This is a genomic window from Gammaproteobacteria bacterium, assembly GCA_029882975.1.
GTDB lineage: Bacteria > Pseudomonadota > Gammaproteobacteria > SZUA-152 > SZUA-152 > JAJDNG01.
The window spans coordinates 188,621-207,344 of record JAOUJW010000004.1; the positions used below are offsets into that span (position 1 = coordinate 188,621).

An 18,724-nucleotide genomic window follows, 5' to 3' on the forward strand; every position below is an offset into this window, starting at 1 on the left:
CAACTAAGAAAAGGCGACATGATACCGTATTCCGTTGATCCTGTCGGAAGAAATTGAGTTTCCCTGTCAAAACAATATTGTAAATACACGCGCCGCAGTAATTTGGTATAATCTGGCCCCTTTTTAATTGAATTTTGGATTCTTACCGTACCTATCATGATTGAAGAATACAGAAAACACGTAGCTGAGCGACAGGCGCAAGGCCTGCCCCCATTAGCCTTGGATGCGGGGCAAGTAGCCGCACTGGTGGAGTTGTTGAAACAACCGCCTGCCGGAGAAGAAAATTTCCTATTGGATTTATTGACGCATCGGGTACCGCCTGGAGTGGATGCGGCGGCCTATGTCAAAGCGGGTTTTTTGGCGGCTGTCGCCAAAGGTGAAACCCAATGTTCCCTGATTGATCCGGTCAAAGCAACGGAATTATTGGGTACCATGTTTGGGGGTTACAACATTCAATCCCTAATTGACTTGTTGGATGTGGATGCTCTGGCACCCACGGCGGCACAGGCTTTGAGCAAGACCCTGTTAATATTTGATGCTTATCATGATGTGGTGGCGAAGTCTCAAAGTAACACCCACGCGAAGCTGGTAGTGGATGCTTGGGCGGAGGCGCGTTGGTTTCTGGATCGTCCCGCTTTAGCGGAAGAGATCAAGGTTACTGTGTTTAAGGTGCCCGGTGAAACCAACACGGACGATTTATCGCCGGCTTCGGAAGCCTGGAGTCGACCGGACATCCCCTTGCACGCCAAGAGTATGCTGGTTAATAAAATACCCGATGCCTTGGATCAAATTGAGCAACTGCGACACAAGAATTATCCCTTAGCCTATGTGGGCGATGTGGTAGGTACGGGTTCATCGCGAAAATCAGCGATTAACTCGGTGTTGTGGCATATGGGTGATGATATTCCCTATGTGCCCAATAAACGCCAGGGTGGAGTGGTATTGGGCGGCAAGATAGCACCTATCTTTTTTAACACAGCAGAGGACTCCGGCGCTTTGCCCATTGAGTGTGATGTGAGTCAGCTCAACACCGGTGACGTCATTACCATCAAACCGTACGCCGGTGAGATTCTCAATGAAAACGGCGACGTGATCAGCCGTTTTGATCTGAAACCCTCCACCATGGCGGACGAAGTTCGAGCCGGTGGCCGCATACCTTTGATCATAGGGCGTTCCTTGACGGATAAAACCCGCGAGGCCTTGAAGCTGTCAGTCTCTGATGTGTTTCAACGACCGGTGGCTCCCGCGGATACCGGTAAGGGTTTTACTCTGGCGCAGAAAATGGTGGGACGTGCTTGTGGCGTGGAGGGCATACGCCCCGGCACCTATTGCGAACCGCGTATGACGACCGTAGGTTCACAAGACACCACCGGTGCAATGACGCGTGATGAGTTAAAAGAATTGGCTTGTCTGGGATTTTCAGCTGATTTGGTCATGCAAAGTTTTTGTCACACGGCAGCCTATCCCAAACCCGTAGACATTAAGCTGCAACACGATTTGCCTGAATTTATCCAAGACCGCGGTGGTGTATCCTTACGTCCCGGTGATGGCGTGATTCATTCCTGGCTCAATCGTATGTTACTGCCGGACACCGTTGGTACAGGGGGGGATTCTCACACCCGTTTCCCTATTGGTATCAGTTTTCCTGCCGGCTCCGGCTTGGTTGCTTTTGGTGCGGCACTCGGGGTTACGCCTTTGGATATGCCCGAGTCTGTATTAGTTCGTTTCAAAGGTGAGATGCAACCGGGCATTACTCTGCGCGATTTGGTCAATGCCATACCCTATATTGCCATTCAAAAAGGTTTGTTGACCTTAGACAAAAAAGGTAAAAAGAACGTTTTCTCCGGTCGCATTTTAGAGATCGAAGGTTTGCCCGATCTGAAAGTGGAGCAGGCGTTTGAATTATCTGATGCTTCGGCAGAGCGTTCCGCCGGTGGTTGTACCATCAAGCTGAACAAAGCCCCCGTTATTGAATATCTCAATTCCAATGTCACCCTGCTCAAGTGGATGATTGCCATGGACTATGGTGATCAGCGTACCCTGCAACGTCGCATTGATGCCATGCAGGCCTGGTTGGATCAGCCGGAATTGTTAGAGGCGGATGCGGACGCTGAGTACGCGGAAATTATCGAAATTGACTTGAACCAAATTACAGAGCCTTTGCTCGCCTGCCCCAATGACCCGGATGATATTAAACCGTTATCCGCGGTGGCCGGTGCCCCCGTGGACGAAGTGTTTATCGGTTCCTGTATGACCAATATCGGTCACTATCGTGCAGCGGGCAAAGTACTGGAAAGCGTTTCGGGTGCCGTGCCCACACGTTTGTGGATAGTTCCACCAACCAAGATGGATGCGCATCAATTAACCGAAGAAGGGTACTATTCCATTTACGGTAAAGTAGGAGCACGTACTGAAGTGCCCGGTTGTTCTCTGTGTATGGGTAACCAGGCCCGAGTTGCCGACGGTGCTACTGTCGTTTCCACGTCCACGCGAAACTTTCCCAACCGCATGGGTAAAGATTCTAATGTCTACCTGGGGTCTGCTGAACTGTCCGCGGTAGCCGCCGTGATGGGTAAAATCCCTACCCCGGAACAGTACCAGGAAGCAGTTAAGAGCTTGGCCCCCATGGCGGCGGATGTATATCGCTATCTTAACTTTGATCAAATGCCGGACTATAAAGACATCGCCGATTCGGTGGTACCGGTACAATTAACTTGATTTAAGGTAATGCGGCGAACGCATTTTGTGATTGTCATCGTAGCGCGGGCACGGTTTTTTTAGAGAGAATTGTGCCCGCGACTGCGACGCCTAACCCGCCACGCAAAAGCGCAAATGACGGTGCCACACCACCCAAGTTCGAAAATCCGCTCACATCGCAACCCGGTACAGAGCCGCTCTCGGTAACTGCTCCTCGGTAACTGCTCCTCGGTAACTGCTCCTGCGTTACCCTACTTACTGGCGTCCTGCCTTAATGCGTTACCCTACTTACAGGCGTCCTGCCTCAGTGCGCCGCTTTTTATAACGGTAAAGAATAAACTAAGCAGAAAATCTGAGTAGCAATCTTTGTATGTGTAAAATATTTCGACTCTTGCGCAAATTTTAAACGCGAAGTTAAAATATTCTATAACTGTTCACGATTAGTAATGTTATTGGTGTAAAATACCGTTGCTGTGGCATAGCAACCAAACTGAAACCGATAATTGCTGTGGCGACTGCGTGATAAATCGGTGAGACTTTGGTGATAGATTCGGGTGCTAAGAATTGCCGAATTGGATTTGTGAGTGACCTGTTAAAAAAATTAGAAACTTTGTCATCTGTCTATTTTTATTTTCAACACATCTACGGAACCGCTGATCTTCCTGGGTGAGTGATTGATTAAGAATGGAGTCAATAATCGATACGAGAAGCTTTGGGTCAATGAAGTAGAGGCCGTCGGGTTTTTCGTTTCCTAAGTTGCCCCGTTGTTGTCAACCATTGTTAAGAATTTGTGTAAGAACAAAGAGGATTTGTCATGAATCATTTGCCTGCTTCAAAGCGTCTTTTAGTCATTTTATTCGGAAGTTTATTGTTGTCCGGCTGTTTAAGCTCTATGCCCATGCTGGGGGGCGGTTCCGGTAATGTTGTAACCGGAGGTGCTGCCGGGAGCGCCGCCGGCAACAAAAACAGTAAATTGGCAAGTTGCGACAAAACATTGGGTACCTTAACTATATTTGAAGATACGAGCCTGCCTTGGTGGGGTTACTATAGAAACCATTATCCCAAGTTGGGTTCCACGGTTCCCGTAATTCGCAATATGATTCAACAGTCCAACTGTTTTGTTATTGTCGAGCGCGGTCGGGCCATGCAAGCCATGCAAAGAGAGCGGCAGCTGATGCAGGCAGGCGATTTACGAGGCAATAGCAATTTCGGTAAAGGCCAAATGGCTGCAGCGGATTACACCTTAAGCCCATCCGTGACATTCGAGCAAAGTAATATGGGACGTATCGCCGCAGCGGCGCGCAGTTTCTTACCGTTTGGCGGTGCTTCGGTAGGATCGAAGAGCAATGAAGCTTCCACAACCTTGCTCATGATTGATAACCGTTCCGGTGTTCAAGTGTCATCTTCCGTGGGCAGCGCCAAGAACTTCGATTTCAGTATTGCCGGTTTTTCCTGGGGTGGCAAAGGTTTTGCCAGTGGCAGCGGCTATGCCAACTCAGCTGAAGGTAAAGTTATTATTGCGGCTTTTGCGGATTCCTACAATCAAATGGTTCAAGCATTGCGTAATTATAAACCTCAAGTGGTCGAAGGTGGATTGGGTACCGGTGGTGCTTTGAAAGTGGATGGTGCAGTCAATGCCCAACCTCAAGTAAAGGCAAGCGTCAAACCGAAACCAATGAAACCGGTGGCAGTTAACAGTAATGGTAGTATCAATGTCAAAAGCAGCGGAACCAGTCACGTCACGGTGGATCAGTATGATGAGCAGGCATTGAATGAGTATTATGGGGCATTGAAGCAAGCGGTTGAACACTTGTCTCAATTTGCCGCTATGACACCCGCACAAGTTAATGCATTCGAACGGCATAATAATACCGGAATTAGTTTATGGACCATATTGTGGTCACCCAGCTTCTCTGGAAAGTTGGAAACATCCAAAATTGAACTGGAATCCTGGCCAATGGATGCAAAACAAAAAGGTTGGAAGATTTTGGGTAGGAAGATTAAAAAGTACAATAAACTGTTCTTCAAGCACAGAGACACTTTGTTGTCGAGTGAAAACCTTGATGATAGCGTTAAGAATAGATTAAAGGGCGTTGAGCTGGTAACCGAAGTCAGTCTGTTCCAAGAGTAACAAAATTTCCTCCGGTTAAGATGAAAGAGATGAAAGAAAGGCCGGCACCGAACAAGTGCCGGCCTTTTTACAAATCAGAGGGTAGTCACACAGTTAGTGCAAGACCCGTCGTGCTTCCTCCACAATTATTCTAGCTTCGCTAATGAGTTTTTCCCGCTGAAATAACATATGCCAACGGCTACCGCCGCATTGACGCCACAATACGGTAGCACGTACGGCGGCCAGCAAAAGTGCGCGAATTTTGTTGGCGTTATCCTGATTGCTGAGTAAATGGGATTCTCCGCTAACCATGATTCTTGGTTTGAGTGTACTGATGGTTTTAGTATACAAGTCGGCTAGATTGGCGATGACATTTTCATGGGTAGGCGAAAAATGCTCAGCTTGTGCGGCGGCGCGATCAACGCCGTCGCGAACTTTTTCCAATAGGTCAGGACGTTTAATTAACTTACGCTCCAGCAACATGATATTGACCACATATTTGGTTAACTCCATATCGCGGGATTTTTTTCGATCACCCTCGTTAGCGACACCCAGTTGGGATAATAACTCCTTACAGCCTTCCAGCAGTTTTTCACGGCTACCGAAAACCGCTTCGGTGGAGTCGGCGTTTAGTTTCAAGACACTGTTTATGCAGGTGGTATAAACTTCCTGGTCCACCATGCCGGAGCGGGCAATCTGTTGGACCAGTTTGGTGGCTTGGAATACGCCTGCCAGAGCCAGGGTTCGATCTTTTGCGGTGTACGACAATCTTTCCTCCAAATAAAAGTTCGGTGATTGTTAATACTTTATTATTTAGCCTTGCTTATTTTATCAATGATACCACCACCCAGACATTCTTCACCTGAATAAAATACCACCGATTGGCCCGGAGTGATGGCACGTTGGGAATGGAGGAATACCACTTCGCACTCCGATTGGTCCAGGCGAACAATTTGACATTCCTGATCTTCTTGGCGGTACCGGGTTTTAGCTCGGCATTCAAAGGGAGCCTCAGGTGGCGGGCAGACCCAGTGCAGATCCTTGGCAATAAGTGATGAGCTCATGAGTGCGGGGTGATCATGGCCCTGAGTCACAATGAGTCGGTTATTGTCTAGATCTTTATCCACGACAAACCAAGGCAGGCCATTACTGTCCTGGCGTCCACCGATACCTAGGCCTTGACGTTGGCCCATGGTGTAATACATCAGGCCATCGTGTCGGCCCACGATTTTGCCGTCCAGGTCACAAATCGATCCGGGTTGAGCGGGCAGGTATTTCTGCAAGAATTCTTTGAAATTGCGTTCACCAATAAAGCAAATACCAGTACTGTCTTTTTTAGAAAAGTTATGCAAACCGGCCTGGTGCGCCATTTGCCGTACCTGTTGCTTGTCCAAATCACCCAGGGGGAACAGCACTTTGGATAGCTGATACTGGTTTAAAGTGTATAAGAAATAGCTTTGGTCTTTATTAGGGTCGGCACCTTTCAGTAGTCGGTAATAACCGTCACGGAATGTTTTGCGAGCGTAATGACCTGTGGCAATGGATTCCGCACCCAGTTTCAGAGCATGTTCCAAAAAGGTTTTGAACTTGATTTCTTTGTTGCAAATGACGTCCGGATTGGGGGTTCGGCCTTGTTTGTATTCGGTCAAAAAATACTCAAATACCTTGTCCCAATATTCTCCGGAGAAATTACGAGTTAATAGAGAAATGCCTAAACGGTCGGCAACTTTTTGAGCATCGTCCAAATCCACGCTTGCTGAACAATAGCCATTATTATCGTCTTCCTCCCAGTTTTTCATAAACAAGGCACTCACATCGTGACCTTGTTGCTGCAATACTAATGCGCTAACCGAGGAATCCACGCCACCGGATAAACCCAACATTACTTTTTGTGTTTTCTGTTCCATGATTTTGTGTTGCGTGGTGCTGACTTTTTTCTGTCTGTCTCATTGATTTGCAGTATTTTACGCCATTTCGCAGGTAATTGGTCAAAATTTAACTCGATAACACGAAATTCCCCCGGCGCTAAGTCTTCCAGACACCAGGGGCCAATACAGGTGCGGATCAAACGCAGCGTGGGATGGCCCACCGCAGCGGTCATGCGGCGAACTTGACGGTTTCTTCCTTCAGTTAGCTCGATTTGTAACCAAGTGGTGGGGATTTGAGCCCGGTGGCGTATCGGTGGGGTACGAGACCAAACAGAAGGATGGGGTAGCGGTCGGACCTTTGCCGGTTTGCTCATCCCGTCCTTTAATTCAATACCTTGGCGCAATTGTTCCAAAGCCGCCGCTGACGGGGTACCTTCTACCTGAACCCAGTAAGTCTTTGGGTATTTGCTGCTGGGATGACTGATGAGATGTTGCAAAACACCATCATCCGTGAGTAGAACCAGACCTTCACTGTCGCGATCCAGGCGTCCGGCGGGATATACGGATTTATAAGGAATAAAGTTTTTAAGCGTTTTTCTCTGATCTCTGTCAGAAAATTGCGTTAATACATCGAATGGCTTGTTGAATAGGACTATCATATATATGATATCTTACTGAGATATGTGGTTTGTGTTTTATATGGTTTTCGTATAACAAGCACGCTAAATCCAATATGATGCAGTAGACCGGCTTAGCGTCAGGAATGATTGCAGCTTTATATGAATAAGGGATTGCAAAAAATCACACCCGATCCGTACCGTGGTAATAATCAGTGGTTTTATAAATTACTATTACTAATCAAGTCCATCAGGGCCGGTAGTCTTAGAGTACGTTTTTTTGCGACCTCTTTGCTACTGTCTTTGTTTCTATTACCCGTGGTATTTCATACCGAGAAAATGGTGAGTCAGGCTGTGGCTCGCAGTTCCCAGGTAAATATCAATCTTACCAGTTTTCAAAACATTATTAATAGCCTGGAACGGTCACTCCAAATCACGGAAAGTTCCTTGTATCACTATACCGTGGTCCTGGAACCCCTCATCTTGCAAGGTCTTACCGAAAATCTCGATGACGCCATGCGGCTATCAAGACAACTATTACAACATCCTGTCAGCAGTAATAATGAACAATTGGCAGGGTTACTAAAGATTCTGTCCGTGGAATTGTTGACCTTGGAGAAGGAGACCAGGAATCTGGTTCGAGTTCTTTCGAGAGTGGAAACCCGTTACCCGGCGGCACCCATTCTAATGGAAAGCTTGCAACCGGCCAGCGAGGATTTCATGTCGGCAATCGAATTGGCCATAAGCGAAGGAGTGGAAGCGGGAGAAGACCCCATACAGAAGAAAGTCTTGCTGTTGTTTCGGGAAATTCGCTATGCCTGGGCACAGCAGATCAGTTCGGTGCGAGTGTATATCGCCAATCGTTCCGGGATTTTCGGCCAACCGGAAAAGAGCATGGCGGATAACTCTGTGAATCGTAAACTTTACGCTGAACGTGTCTTGGAACTGCTCAGGTTATTGCAGGACTATGAGAAAAATGGACAGTTGGCATTTCAGCAATCCGTATCATTGTTGCGCATGATACGTTCAGTCAAACAGTATGAAAGAGATTTTTTGCGGGCCGCGGATATATATACCTCCGATAATTGGCGTGCTGATGTCCCCATTTTACGTAACCGAATCAGGCCGATTTTTCGCAGTGTTTGGGGAACCCTTGCCAACGTTGAAAAGGGCATGGATTCCATGTCCACAGGCAACGTCAGCATGCTGGTGAAAGTTTCTAACTCCCTAAGCGATATTTTTTTGCTACTAATTTTCTTTGTGGGTTTAATGATATTGCTGGGTTTTCTGCTGATGGAATTTGTGATTCGACGTCCTATTGTAGAGGTCACCAAAGCATTGGAGGCGGAAGGGCGGGGTGAAACCTATTTGCCGTCCGTATCCAGTTATTCCACCAATGAGACTGATGTTTTGGTTCATGCCTTTCGTAAGATGCGTGAGCAAGTCCGGTCCAGACAAAAACGTCTTGAGTCCATACTGGATAATGCCGGTGAAGGCATTATCACTCTGGACGCGGATGGCATTATCGAAACCTTCAATGGTGCGGCGCAACAGTTGTTTGGGTACGGTGCTCGGCAGGCCTTGGGTCAGCATGCAGACAGGATAATTCGCCTGACCGAAACCCATTTGCACGGTGGATTTCTACAGTTTTGTAAATTTCACTCGCCCTATGGAAACAAACGAATTAACGAGACGGTGTTGTCGGTAAAACACAAGGATGGAAATTCCTTTCCCATGTCTATTAATGTCAGTGATCTATGGGTGGAAGGTAGACAGTTATTTATAGCGATCGTCGAAGATATCAGCGAACGCATGGCTTTAATGGAAAACCTGCGGACCATGGCTGAACACGATTCGTTGACGGGATTGTACAATCGAGAATATTTCATGATTGAACTGGATCGATTGGTGGAAAACATTAAACGCGGTACGCGGAATGACTATGCATTACTCTATTTGGATTTGGATAATTTTAAGTTTGTAAACGATACCCTGGGTCATTTGGCGGGTGATCAGTTGCTGGTGGAGGTAACGGGAATGCTTAGTCGCAGAACCCGAAAGAGTGATATGTTGGCTCGTCTGGGCGGGGACGAGTTTGCATTGTTGATTTATGGTTCCGATAAAGAGCAGGTTATCCATGCGGCGGAATCCTACCGACAGTTATTGGCGGACTACAATTTCAAATACGATGGCAAGACCGTAAATATCGGTTGTTCCATCGGTGTGGCCATGTTCGGTCAGGAACTCATGGTGCGAGAGGATATACTGGTGCAGGCGGATATCGCCTGCCACATCGCCAAGCGTTCAGGTCGAAATCGTATCCATGTGTATAGATCCGATGATAAAGAAAACATGGCGGCCATGTCAGAGGACATGGGCTGGGCGGCTAGAATAAAACGGGCCATTGATGAAGACCGTTTTTTAATTGCCTGCCAACCGATCGTCGATGCCAATACCAATAAAATCAGCCGCCATGAGGTTTTGCTAAGATTGTTGGGTGATGACGGAAACATTATCCATCCATCCGGTTTTTTGTCCTCTGCGGAACGTTTTGGGTTGATGCGTTCCATCGACCGCTGGGTAATACAACATGCTATAGAAACCCTGGGTATACGTTCCAGACGTGATCCCAGTATTTGTTTCTCCATTAACCTTTCTGCGAAGTCTTTGGAGGACGCTACTATGTTGCAAGTGATTACGGATGCTTTGCGACTACATGGCGTCAACCCAAAATCCATCACTTTTGAAATAACGGAAAATGTGGCAATCGCGAACTTAAATACAGCCGTAGATTTTTTAAATCACTTACGGGAACTGGGTTGCCAAACTGCGCTGGATGATTTTGGAGTGGGCTATTCCTCTTTTACCTATTTAAAAGATTTACCCGTGGACTTGGTGAAAATTGATGGCTCATTTGTACGTAATATGCAAAAAGATATTTTACAATTGGCCATGGTACGATCTATGAATGACATTGCTCACGCTTTAGGAAAATCCACAGTGGCCGAATACGTGGATAATAAGGAAAGCTACACTCAGTTGAAAGAAATGGGTGTGGATTATCTGCAAGGGTTCTATACAGGCAAGCCCAGTATTATTAATTACCCTAGTATGCGAAAGAATTTTAACAGGAAAGCTGCGTTAATATCGGCTTAATTCGTTCGCCACTGTGAGTATTGGATCAGGAAATGTAATATGAAAAAATCAGTGCGGTTACAACCCATTGTAGAAATGGCGGATACGCGGCAACAACGGGCAACTGCAGCATTAGGGCAGGCGCAGTACCATTTACGGCAGCAAGAATCCCGCTTGGAAGAGCTACGACAGTATTATCAAGAATATTTACTACGCATGCATAGTGTCGGTAGTGGTGGCAGTGGCGCTGCTATGCTGTTGAGTATCAAAGAATTCACCGAAAAGTTGCACACGGCCATTCAGGCGCAGGAGCAGCAGGTACGTGATGCAGAGTCCATGTTACAGAACAAAAAATTAAACTGGTTTGAATCGCGGCGCAATAAGAAAACTTTGCTAAAAGTCGTCGATAGCTATAGCAAACAAGAACAAAGGAACGAAGCGGTTAAAGAACAGAAAGACAATGACGAAAGAAGTTTGCGTTTTTTTACTCCAAAAAATGATGAAGTCGCTTGAGACTCCCCAGTCGAGATTGTTAAACTTTGTAAAATTTTCCTCGCATCCGACCTATAGATTTCTGTCCATTTTTTCCTAACTGTTAAGGCTTTGTAAATTCCTGTATTAGTCTTCGTCAATATCCGTACCCCGGCATGCTTGCTGCTATTTCATGCAAAGAAGTTAGTATACAGAGGGAAGCAGTAATCATGGCGGATGTGATATTGGCGCAAACGGGTTCCATGGAAGGTATTCCGGCCGCAACTGCGTTGCAACCAAAAACGGCTGGGCAAAGCGAAAACGGTGATAATACAGCGTTTGGCGCACTTGTGGCCGGCGAAACGGAGGCCTATGAAAAATCCTCGAGTGATATCTCAGATTCACATAACACCAACGAACCGGTGCATGATCCGAATTTGAAGCCGGCGTTACGCTATCCTGGCGGCAAAGTCTTGCAGTGGTCACCATCAGAACTTGCCGCTTCCCTGTCGAATCAAGCGGGAACGGACGGGGCCGAACCAAAAGTATCCAATCAAAGTGATCTATCGACGGCCGTTCCCTTAACCGAGAAGACGTCGTACACAATACCCGCATCGATACCCGCTTCTTTACAATCACAGCATGGCCTGACAGTGTCCAATCCCAATAGTGGGAGTGAAGTGGCAGGCCCGAGTAAAGGGAGTGCTTCCGGTTTGTTGTTACAGTCTCCGACCGCAGAAAAATGGGAAGGTCAAGGTGCAGTGGTTGGTTCAGCAACAGGGAATTTGGCAACAGGGAATTCAGAAGCGGGAAATTCGGCCACGGCAGGTTCAGAGGAATACAGATCTTTAAGTTTTGTGGAACGGCAATGGATGCGCGCGGCAGTAATAAGAAACCAAAACAACCCTGGACACCTGCATGCGACAGGAATGGCAGCGGAAGAAGTTTCAGTTGACGTGCTCACCAAATCAGAACCGCGAATGATATCGACCGGAGTTCAATCAAGTGGTCATACCTACGGTTCATATTTCAATGGAAATCAAGTAACGGGCGCTGGCCAAATAGTTTCCAGTTTCAATCGTCTGCGACTAGCCCTGGACAAGTTGAATGGTAATCAGGAATATAAAGCATCAGAGCCCACCGGTTTGGCTTCCTGGGGTTCTGTAAGCCCTCAGGAACCCGGGAGCAACAACATAAAGTCCATGAGTTTAACGATCTCCTCACCCATACAAAGCCACGCATGGGCAAATGACTTAGGTGGGCGTCTAACATGGATGGTTGGAAACAATGTACGTCAGGCTGATATCCACCTGAATCCACAAAATATGGGGCCCATGAAAGTCAGTGTATCAGTGGGGGCAGATCAAACGGTTAATATTCAAATGGTGGTTACCCATGCAAGCACGAAAGAAGCTGTGGATGCGGCTTTGCCACGATTGCGTGAAATGTTTGAACAGCAAGGTCTAAACCTTGGTAACGTGGATATTACGGATAACCACTCTCACAAAAATTATCAAAAAAGACAAGAGCAACAACCTTACGGTGAATCATCAAATGACTCCTTATTTGAGTCAGAACATGACAAATCTGTTAAATCGATGGAAGAAGGATTTGGCGGCGATGGCGTTATCTCCCGAGCCAGCGGTCTTGTAGATTTCTATGTGTGAACCTTATTTCACATTGCTAAAGACCAAATATAAAGGGACGATATTCACTTTGCGACCGACTCTTCAATTTTTAAATTCAGAACCGGGTTGATTAGAGGAACAGGAAAAATGACAAACAATACATCTTCGGAAGGCGTGAATACGGGCTACCGAATCTGTTGGGGAAGTTCATTGGATATTGCCTATTCCGCAATCCTGAAAGATGAGTTGCTGAAAGCACTGGAAAGTAAGCAAGACTGCTATATAGATGCGGCCAATGTCTCTCGTGTGGATACGGCATCGCTGCAGGTACTGGCAGCTTTTGTTCGAGACTTGGAGACACAGGGATCGAAGCTTGTATGGCAAGGTGACTCCGAAGTAATTCGGCAGGGAGCCGGTTTGCTGGGATTGGAACAAATTTTAAGATTGTAAACTAAACAGTCGGATTAGGAGACAAAACTATGGCGCACATTTTGGCAGTGGATGATTCGGCGTCGATGCGGCAGATGGTGAGTTTTACGTTAAAAGGCGCAGGCCATACCGTGACTGAAGCATCGGATGGCGAGGAAGCGTTGGGCTTGGCTAAGTCAAACAAATACGATCTGGTGTTGTCAGATGTCAATATGCCAAAAATGGATGGGATTTCCTTAACTAGAGAATTACGCAACCTGCCAAATTTTAAATACACCCCGATTTTAATGTTAACGACCGAGTCAGGTACTGATAAAAAGCAAGACGGGAAGTCAGCGGGTGCCACCGGCTGGATTGTAAAACCATTTAATCCGGATCAGTTGTTGGCCACTGTAAGCAAGGTACTAGGATAACACAATGACCATAGATATGGAGCAGTTTAAGGCAACGTACATTGAGGAGAGTCTTGAAGGACTCGATGTTATGGAGTCCACGCTTCTGAACCTGTCTCCGGGAGACACGGACGACGACGCGATTAATTTGATATTTAGAGCTGCCCATTCCATAAAAGGAGGCGGTGGTACATTTGGTTTTAATGAAGTATCCAATTTTACACATGTAGTGGAAACGCTATTGGATGAAATCCGCTGCGGTGATAGAGAAATTACCCAAGAAGCCATATTTTTGTTCCTACAGTCGGTGGATTGTATTCGTGAAATGTTAGCGGCATCCCAATCTGGAGAACCCTTGGATGAAGAGGGTATTGAAGAGCTGCGTTTGAATTTACAGGCAATGCTGGATACCAAACCAGGGGTTGCTGCGGATAATATAGATAATGGCGTTTCCGGAGAGAGCAACGCCGGTAATAGCGAAAGCGGAAACACTTGGAATATAAAATTTAAGCCACATCCGGATATGTTGAGTACCGGTAACGATGTCGTACGTATGTTCCGTGAGTTGAATGAATTGGGGGAAATGCGTGTAGATGTAAATCTGGAACGACTACCGGTTTTATCGAATGTGCAACCGGACGAGAGCTATCTTGAATGGAACGTCCACCTGGAAGCCGAGTGTGAATTAAAAGATATACAGGACGTATTTTTGTGGGTGGAAGACGAGTGTGATCTTGAAATTACATCCGAGAATTCTACTGTCGAAGCTCCTGTCGTAGCAAACGTTCGGGATGATCACGTTAGCACGGATTCGGAATTCGAGCCGCCGACACAAGTTCCTGTGACAGATGCGAGTAAACCGGTTGAGGCAAATAAAGCGAAAGCAAAAGTCTCTACCAGCAAGGAAAGCTCATCGATTCGGGTGGATATCGAAAAAATCGATGCCCTGATCAATATGGTGGGCGAGTTGGTTATAACCCAGTCAATGTTGACACAGTTAGGCGAAGACTTCGAAATGGATCGACTGGAGAAAATGCTGGACGGTATTTCGCAGTTGGAACGCAATACCAGAGAGTTACAAGAGAGTGTCATGCGCATCCGTATGATACCCATCAGTTTTGCATTCAATCGGTTTCCGCGGATGATACACGATATGTGTAATAAGTTTGGCAAAAAAGTGGAGCTCAAACTTTCCGGTGAAGCCACTGAGTTGGACAAAACTGTTATGGAGAAAATAGGTGATCCATTGGTGCATCTGGTACGCAATGCCATGGATCATGGTATTGAAATGCCGGAAGTTCGTAAAGCTAACGGAAAATCTGAAACCGGGACATTACATCTAAATGCATTTCATCAAGGTGGAAACATCGTTATAGAAATTAAGGACGACGGTGCCGGACTAAATAGAAGCCGGATAATGAGCAAAGCGGTGGAAAGGGGATTGGTGGAGCCGGGGGTAGAACTGTCGGATGCACGAATCTACGATCTGTTGTTTTTGCCCGGGTTTTCCACAGCAGAGAAAATCACCGATGTGTCCGGTCGCGGCGTGGGTATGGATGTCGTGCGAAAAAACATTCAGGCTCTAGGCGGCTCTGTTGAAGTGAATTCAGAAGACGGTAAAGGGACAACCTTTACGGTTCGACTACCGCTGACGCTGGCTATTTTGGACGGCCAGTTGGTTCGGGTGGGAGAGCACATATACATCATACCCTTAGTTTCCATTATTGAGTCTTTACAGGTGCGGCGGGAGTACGTCAATGCCATCGCGGGTAAAGCGGAGTTGTACCAGTTACGTGACGAATACATTCCTATCGTGCGCTTGTACCGGGCATTTGATGTAGAGCCGTCTTCAAATGAACTGGTCAATGGTTTGCTGGTTGTTGTAGAAGGCGATGGTCAAAAGGCGGGAATTCTAGTCGATGACTTATTGGCTCAGCAGCAGGTTGTCATTAAGAGCCTGGAAACCAATTTTAAACGCGTAGAAGGTTTGTCCGGGGCGACAATTTTGGGTGACGGAAAAGTCGCTTTGATTGTTGATGTGGCGGGAATTATACGATTGTCCAACTCAGCTCATCCGGAGTATTCGTACCGGTGCGCGGGTAAGGAAATAGCCGCTTAAGGAGGCATTTGTGGAAGCAGTTCAAAAACTCACCAATCTTCAAATCGGAAACGGTGCCGAAGAGGGCGATCAATTACTTACCTTTATTCTTGCCGGGGAAGAGTATGGTGTTGACATACTTAGAGTGCAGGAGATTAAAGGATGGGACTCCGTCACTCCAATACCCAACACACCGGCCCATATCCGCGGTGTAATCAATTTGCGTGGCACCATTGTTCCAATTGTGGATCTGCGTCTTAGATTCGGGTTGCCGGCGATACCCTACGGTCCTACAACTGTTGTGATTGTACTTAAGGTCCAGTGTGTTGACAAAAGTCGGGTAATGGGAATTGTTGTGGATGCTGTATCTGATGTTTACAACATAGACGAAAACACTATGAAAGCACCGCCCAATTTTGGCGGGGCAATCTCGATAGAGTTTCTTAAGGGATTGGTGAGTGTGGACGAGAAAATGGTGATAGTACTTAATATCGATCACATGCTTAACGCGGATGACATGGCCATGCTAGCCAAGGCTTCTGATGCGAAGTCTGAGTGAGTTAACTTAGGGAGTTAAAAAGTATTATGGCAAGTGCAAGCAGCGGGGCCGCGAAAGCGGATAATTACCAATGTCCTTTGGGCTTGGATGTAGTCACTCTGGAGCAAACATTCAGTCTTCTGGCCCCTAGAGCAGAGGAACTGGTGGCCAGATTCTATGAGGAATTGTTTGACCGGTTTCCGGATGTTCGGCCGATGTTTGCTAACACCACACCGCAAAAACAACAAAAGAAGTTGCTGACTGCCTTAAAGTTGGTGATCAACAATTTGAGAAAACCCGATACGCTGGTCAACGCCTTACAGGGATTAGGTGCTCGGCATCAGAACTATGGTGCCATTGCAGCTCATTATCCGGCGGTAGCCAGTACCCTATTGGATGTGTTAGAAGAATTTGCAGGCGATGCGTGGACCGACTCGATTCACGATGCCTGGAGTAATGCACTGAATACGATTGCGGAAACAATGTTAAACGCCTATCAAGCGCCGGAGGAATCAGAGATGGCAACACGAAAATCGGATATTGAGAATCGGATCCAAGAGGAGTCCGGCTTGTTGGAAGACTTGAATGCACTCACCAGTATATTGGAGTATGCACCCATTAACATTATGATGGCCGATGCTGAGCACAATATAGTTTTTGTCAATAAAAAAGCCCGTGATGTATTGAGTAGCATAGAGAGTGAGTTGGCAACCTACTTACCGGGGTTTCGTGTCAGTGACGTTTTGCATGGCAGCATACACCGTTACCACAAGGATCCCTCGGCAATTCGCCATCTGCTCGCAGGATTGGGGCCAAACGATGTGCGTCGAGGCGAAATTACACCCGGACCTTTTATCTTCGAACACGAAACCAGACCTTTGTACGGCAGATCGGGAAATTTGCTGGGGTATGTGGTGCAATGGAATGATGTGACTCAACAACGCGCAGCAGCGGAGCAATCCAATCGTTTACAGAAAGCGGTGGATGGAGCGCAGACTGCTATGATGACCATAAACAGGGATTTGGTCATTGAGTATGCAAATGATACAACAAGAAGAATATTGAAAGAAAACGAAACTACGTTGCGCAGCCTGTATCCCGGATTTTCCGCAGACAAAGTAATAGGCACTTGCATTGATATTTTCCATAAAAATCCGGATCACCAACGCCGCATTTTGTCTAATCCGGCCAATTTGCCCTACGAAACTGATATACAAGTAGGACCTCTAGTATTTCATATTCGTGTTTCTGCCATTCATGATGTGGCGGGAAACTATGTGGGCAATACGCTGGAGTGGGGTGATGTCACGGAATTGCGTCGTAAGGAATTGGATGTGGCTCGGTTGCAGTCTGCAGTGGATGGAGCCCAAACCAATTTGATGATGTGTGACGATGATTTGAATATCACTTATGTAAACCCCTCTGTCGTTGAGATGCTGGTGAAACGCCAGTCCGTACTACGCCAGCATTTTCCCGGGTTTGATCCACGTAACTTGATTGGTACCAATATCGATCAGTTCCACAAAAACCCGGCGCATCAGCGTTCCTTGTTGAAGGATACCAATCGATTACCGGCCAAAGCCGAGATCAAAGTGGCGGATTTGGAGTTTCAGGTAAACGCTACAGCCATTGTTGGTCCCAAAGGCGAGTATATGGGCAATATGGTGGAATGGGTCGATATTACCGAGCAAAAGGATGCCGAACGGCAAATTGAAAATTTGATCGAGTCTGCCATAGAGGGTGATTTGAATACTCGCATCTCCTACGATACGTATGAAGGATTCATGCGTATTCTTGGAGTAGGGATTAATAAATTGATGGATGCTATTGTGACACCGGTACGAGAAACCAAACGAGTTGCCGGATTGTTGGCGGACGGTGATTTGACGCAAACGATGCAAGGTGATTTCCGTGGTGAATTCTCTGAGTTGAGTGCAGCTATCAATGCATCTATGACCAACCTGTACGACATGGTCAACAAAATCAAAGAAGGCAGCGCAAGTATTGCTTCCTCTGCGGGAGAAATTGCGCAAGGTAATGCTGACCTGAGTCAACGTACTGAAGAGCAGGCATCCTCGTTGGAAGAAACGGCTTCCAGTATGGAGCAGTTGACCAGTACGGTGAATCAAAATGCGGATAATGCCAGACAAGCGAACCAGTTAGCCACGGGTGCGAGGGACTATGCAACCAAGGGCGGTGATGTGGTTAATAAGGCTGTGGACGCTATGGCGGAAATCAATAACTCCAGTAAGAAGATCTCGGATATTATCGGGGTGATCGATGAGATTGCTTTCCAAACTAACCTTTTGGCCTTAAACGCTGCCGTGGAAGCGGCAAGAGCGGGCGAGCAGGGACGAGGTTTTGCGGTGGTTGCTGCGGAAGTTCGCAACCTGGCGCAGCGCAGTGCGGCCGCCGCCAAAGAAATCAAAGCATTGATTAAAGACAGCGTGGAAAAAGTTGAAGAGGGAACCAAATTAGTAGATCAATCCGGTGCCACCTTGGGTGAAATCGTTGAGTCCATCAAGAAGGTAAGTGATATTGTTGCCGAGATCGCCTCCGCGAGTCAGGAACAGGCCTCCGGTATCGAGCAGGTGAATAAGGCCATTACTCAAATGGATGAAGTGACTCAGCAAAACGCGGCATTAGTGGAAGAGGCAGCAGCATCCAGCGAGTCTTTGGATGAACAAGCCAATAATCTGGACGAGCTGATCTCATTTTTCAAAGTTGGGGAAAACACCAGT

General features: G+C 46.9%; 12 protein-coding genes and 2 pseudogenes. 11 read left to right on the top strand and 3 right to left on the bottom strand.

Annotation, left to right across the window (positions count from 1 at the left end):
- Window positions 1-156 precede the first annotated feature (156 nt).
- Both acnB and OEY58_04995 read left to right on the top strand, forming a co-directional pair.
- On the top strand, window positions 157-2,718 hold the full coding sequence (acnB, locus tag OEY58_04990) for a bifunctional aconitate hydratase 2/2-methylisocitrate dehydratase (protein MDH5324800.1): 2,562 nt from the start codon (window positions 157-159) through the stop codon (window positions 2,716-2,718).
- A gap of 793 nt (window positions 2,719-3,511) precedes the next feature.
- On the top strand, window positions 3,512-4,828 hold the full coding sequence (locus tag OEY58_04995) for a CsgG/HfaB family protein (GenBank protein ID MDH5324801.1): 1,317 nt from the start codon (window positions 3,512-3,514) through the stop codon (window positions 4,826-4,828).
- A 93-nt stretch (window positions 4,829-4,921) separates the two neighbouring features.
- On the opposite strand, the gene hflD is transcribed toward OEY58_04995, so the two are convergent.
- From hflD to OEY58_05010, 3 genes are read right to left on the bottom strand one after another with little or no spacing between them, the layout of a single operon-like run.
- Window positions 4,922-5,575 carry a high frequency lysogenization protein HflD gene (gene hflD, locus OEY58_05000; GenBank protein MDH5324802.1) on the bottom strand — a complete coding sequence of 218 codons (654 nt, stop codon included), beginning with the start codon at window positions 5,573-5,575 and terminating at the stop codon, window positions 4,922-4,924.
- 41 nt (window positions 5,576-5,616) lie between these two features.
- Window positions 5,617-6,714, bottom strand: a complete 1,098-nt coding sequence (gene mnmA, locus OEY58_05005) for a tRNA 2-thiouridine(34) synthase MnmA (GenBank protein MDH5324803.1) — start codon at window positions 6,712-6,714, stop codon at window positions 5,617-5,619.
- Window positions 6,690-7,340 (bottom strand): pseudouridine synthase, encoded by a 651-nt coding sequence (locus OEY58_05010; protein ID MDH5324804.1) that lies wholly within the window; start codon window positions 7,338-7,340, stop codon window positions 6,690-6,692. Before OEY58_05010 ends, mnmA begins: the two co-directional genes overlap by 25 nt.
- A gap of 114 nt (window positions 7,341-7,454) precedes the next feature.
- Between OEY58_05010 and OEY58_05015 the strand changes: the two genes are divergently transcribed.
- The 9 genes and pseudogenes from OEY58_05015 to OEY58_05055 all read left to right on the top strand — a co-directional run bounded on the left by OEY58_05015 (window position 7,455) and on the right by OEY58_05055 (window position 18,709).
- On the top strand, window positions 7,455-10,448 hold the full coding sequence (locus OEY58_05015; protein MDH5324805.1) for an EAL domain-containing protein: 2,994 nt from the start codon (window positions 7,455-7,457) through the stop codon (window positions 10,446-10,448).
- 39 nt (window positions 10,449-10,487) lie between these two features.
- Window positions 10,488-10,940 carry a flagellar export protein FliJ gene (fliJ, locus tag OEY58_05020; GenBank protein ID MDH5324806.1) on the top strand — a complete coding sequence of 151 codons (453 nt, stop codon included), beginning with the start codon at window positions 10,488-10,490 and terminating at the stop codon, window positions 10,938-10,940.
- Window positions 10,941-11,128: 188 nt separating this feature from the next.
- Window positions 11,129-12,565, top strand: a complete 1,437-nt coding sequence (locus tag OEY58_05025) for a flagellar hook-length control protein FliK (GenBank protein ID MDH5324807.1) — start codon at window positions 11,129-11,131, stop codon at window positions 12,563-12,565.
- A gap of 108 nt (window positions 12,566-12,673) precedes the next feature.
- Window positions 12,674-12,976, top strand: coding sequence for an STAS domain-containing protein (locus OEY58_05030; GenBank protein MDH5324808.1), 303 nt, complete (start codon window positions 12,674-12,676; stop codon window positions 12,974-12,976).
- A 29-nt stretch (window positions 12,977-13,005) separates the two neighbouring features.
- On the top strand, window positions 13,006-13,368 hold the full coding sequence (locus OEY58_05035) for a response regulator (protein MDH5324809.1): 363 nt from the start codon (window positions 13,006-13,008) through the stop codon (window positions 13,366-13,368).
- 4 nt (window positions 13,369-13,372) lie between these two features.
- Window positions 13,373-15,466 (top strand): chemotaxis protein CheA, encoded by a 2,094-nt coding sequence (locus tag OEY58_05040; GenBank protein ID MDH5324810.1) that lies wholly within the window; start codon window positions 13,373-13,375, stop codon window positions 15,464-15,466.
- Between the two features lie 10 nt (window positions 15,467-15,476).
- The gene (locus tag OEY58_05045; GenBank protein ID MDH5324811.1) at window positions 15,477-16,004 is read left to right on the top strand and encodes a chemotaxis protein CheW; all 528 of its coding nucleotides are present in this window, start codon (window positions 15,477-15,479) and stop codon (window positions 16,002-16,004) included.
- A 26-nt stretch (window positions 16,005-16,030) separates the two neighbouring features.
- Window positions 16,031-17,461 (top strand): annotated as a pseudogene (locus OEY58_05050) (PAS domain-containing protein).
- Window positions 17,462-17,767: 306 nt separating this feature from the next.
- Window positions 17,768-18,709, top strand: a pseudogene (locus OEY58_05055) (methyl-accepting chemotaxis protein).
- Window positions 18,710-18,724 lie beyond the last annotated feature (15 nt).

Excerpts from the sequence above, each read along its gene's own strand:
- OEY58_05035 (MDH5324809.1), top strand. The coding sequence starts at position 13,006 with ATGGCGCACATTTTGGCAGTGGATGATTCGGCGTCGATGCGGCAGATG.
- OEY58_04995 (MDH5324801.1), top strand. The coding sequence starts at position 3,512 with ATGAATCATTTGCCTGCTTCAAAGCGTCTTTTAGTCATTTTATTCGGA.
- mnmA (MDH5324803.1), bottom strand. The coding sequence starts at position 6,714 with ATGGAACAGAAAACACAAAAAGTAATGTTGGGTTTATCCGGTGGCGTG.
- acnB (MDH5324800.1), top strand. The coding sequence starts at position 157 with ATGATTGAAGAATACAGAAAACACGTAGCTGAGCGACAGGCGCAAGGC.
- OEY58_05030 (MDH5324808.1), top strand. The coding sequence starts at position 12,674 with ATGACAAACAATACATCTTCGGAAGGCGTGAATACGGGCTACCGAATC.
- OEY58_05040 (MDH5324810.1), top strand. The coding sequence starts at position 13,373 with ATGACCATAGATATGGAGCAGTTTAAGGCAACGTACATTGAGGAGAGT.
- OEY58_05015 (MDH5324805.1), top strand. The coding sequence starts at position 7,455 with ATGAATAAGGGATTGCAAAAAATCACACCCGATCCGTACCGTGGTAAT.
- fliJ (MDH5324806.1), top strand. The coding sequence starts at position 10,488 with ATGAAAAAATCAGTGCGGTTACAACCCATTGTAGAAATGGCGGATACG.
- OEY58_05025 (MDH5324807.1), top strand. The coding sequence starts at position 11,129 with ATGGCGGATGTGATATTGGCGCAAACGGGTTCCATGGAAGGTATTCCG.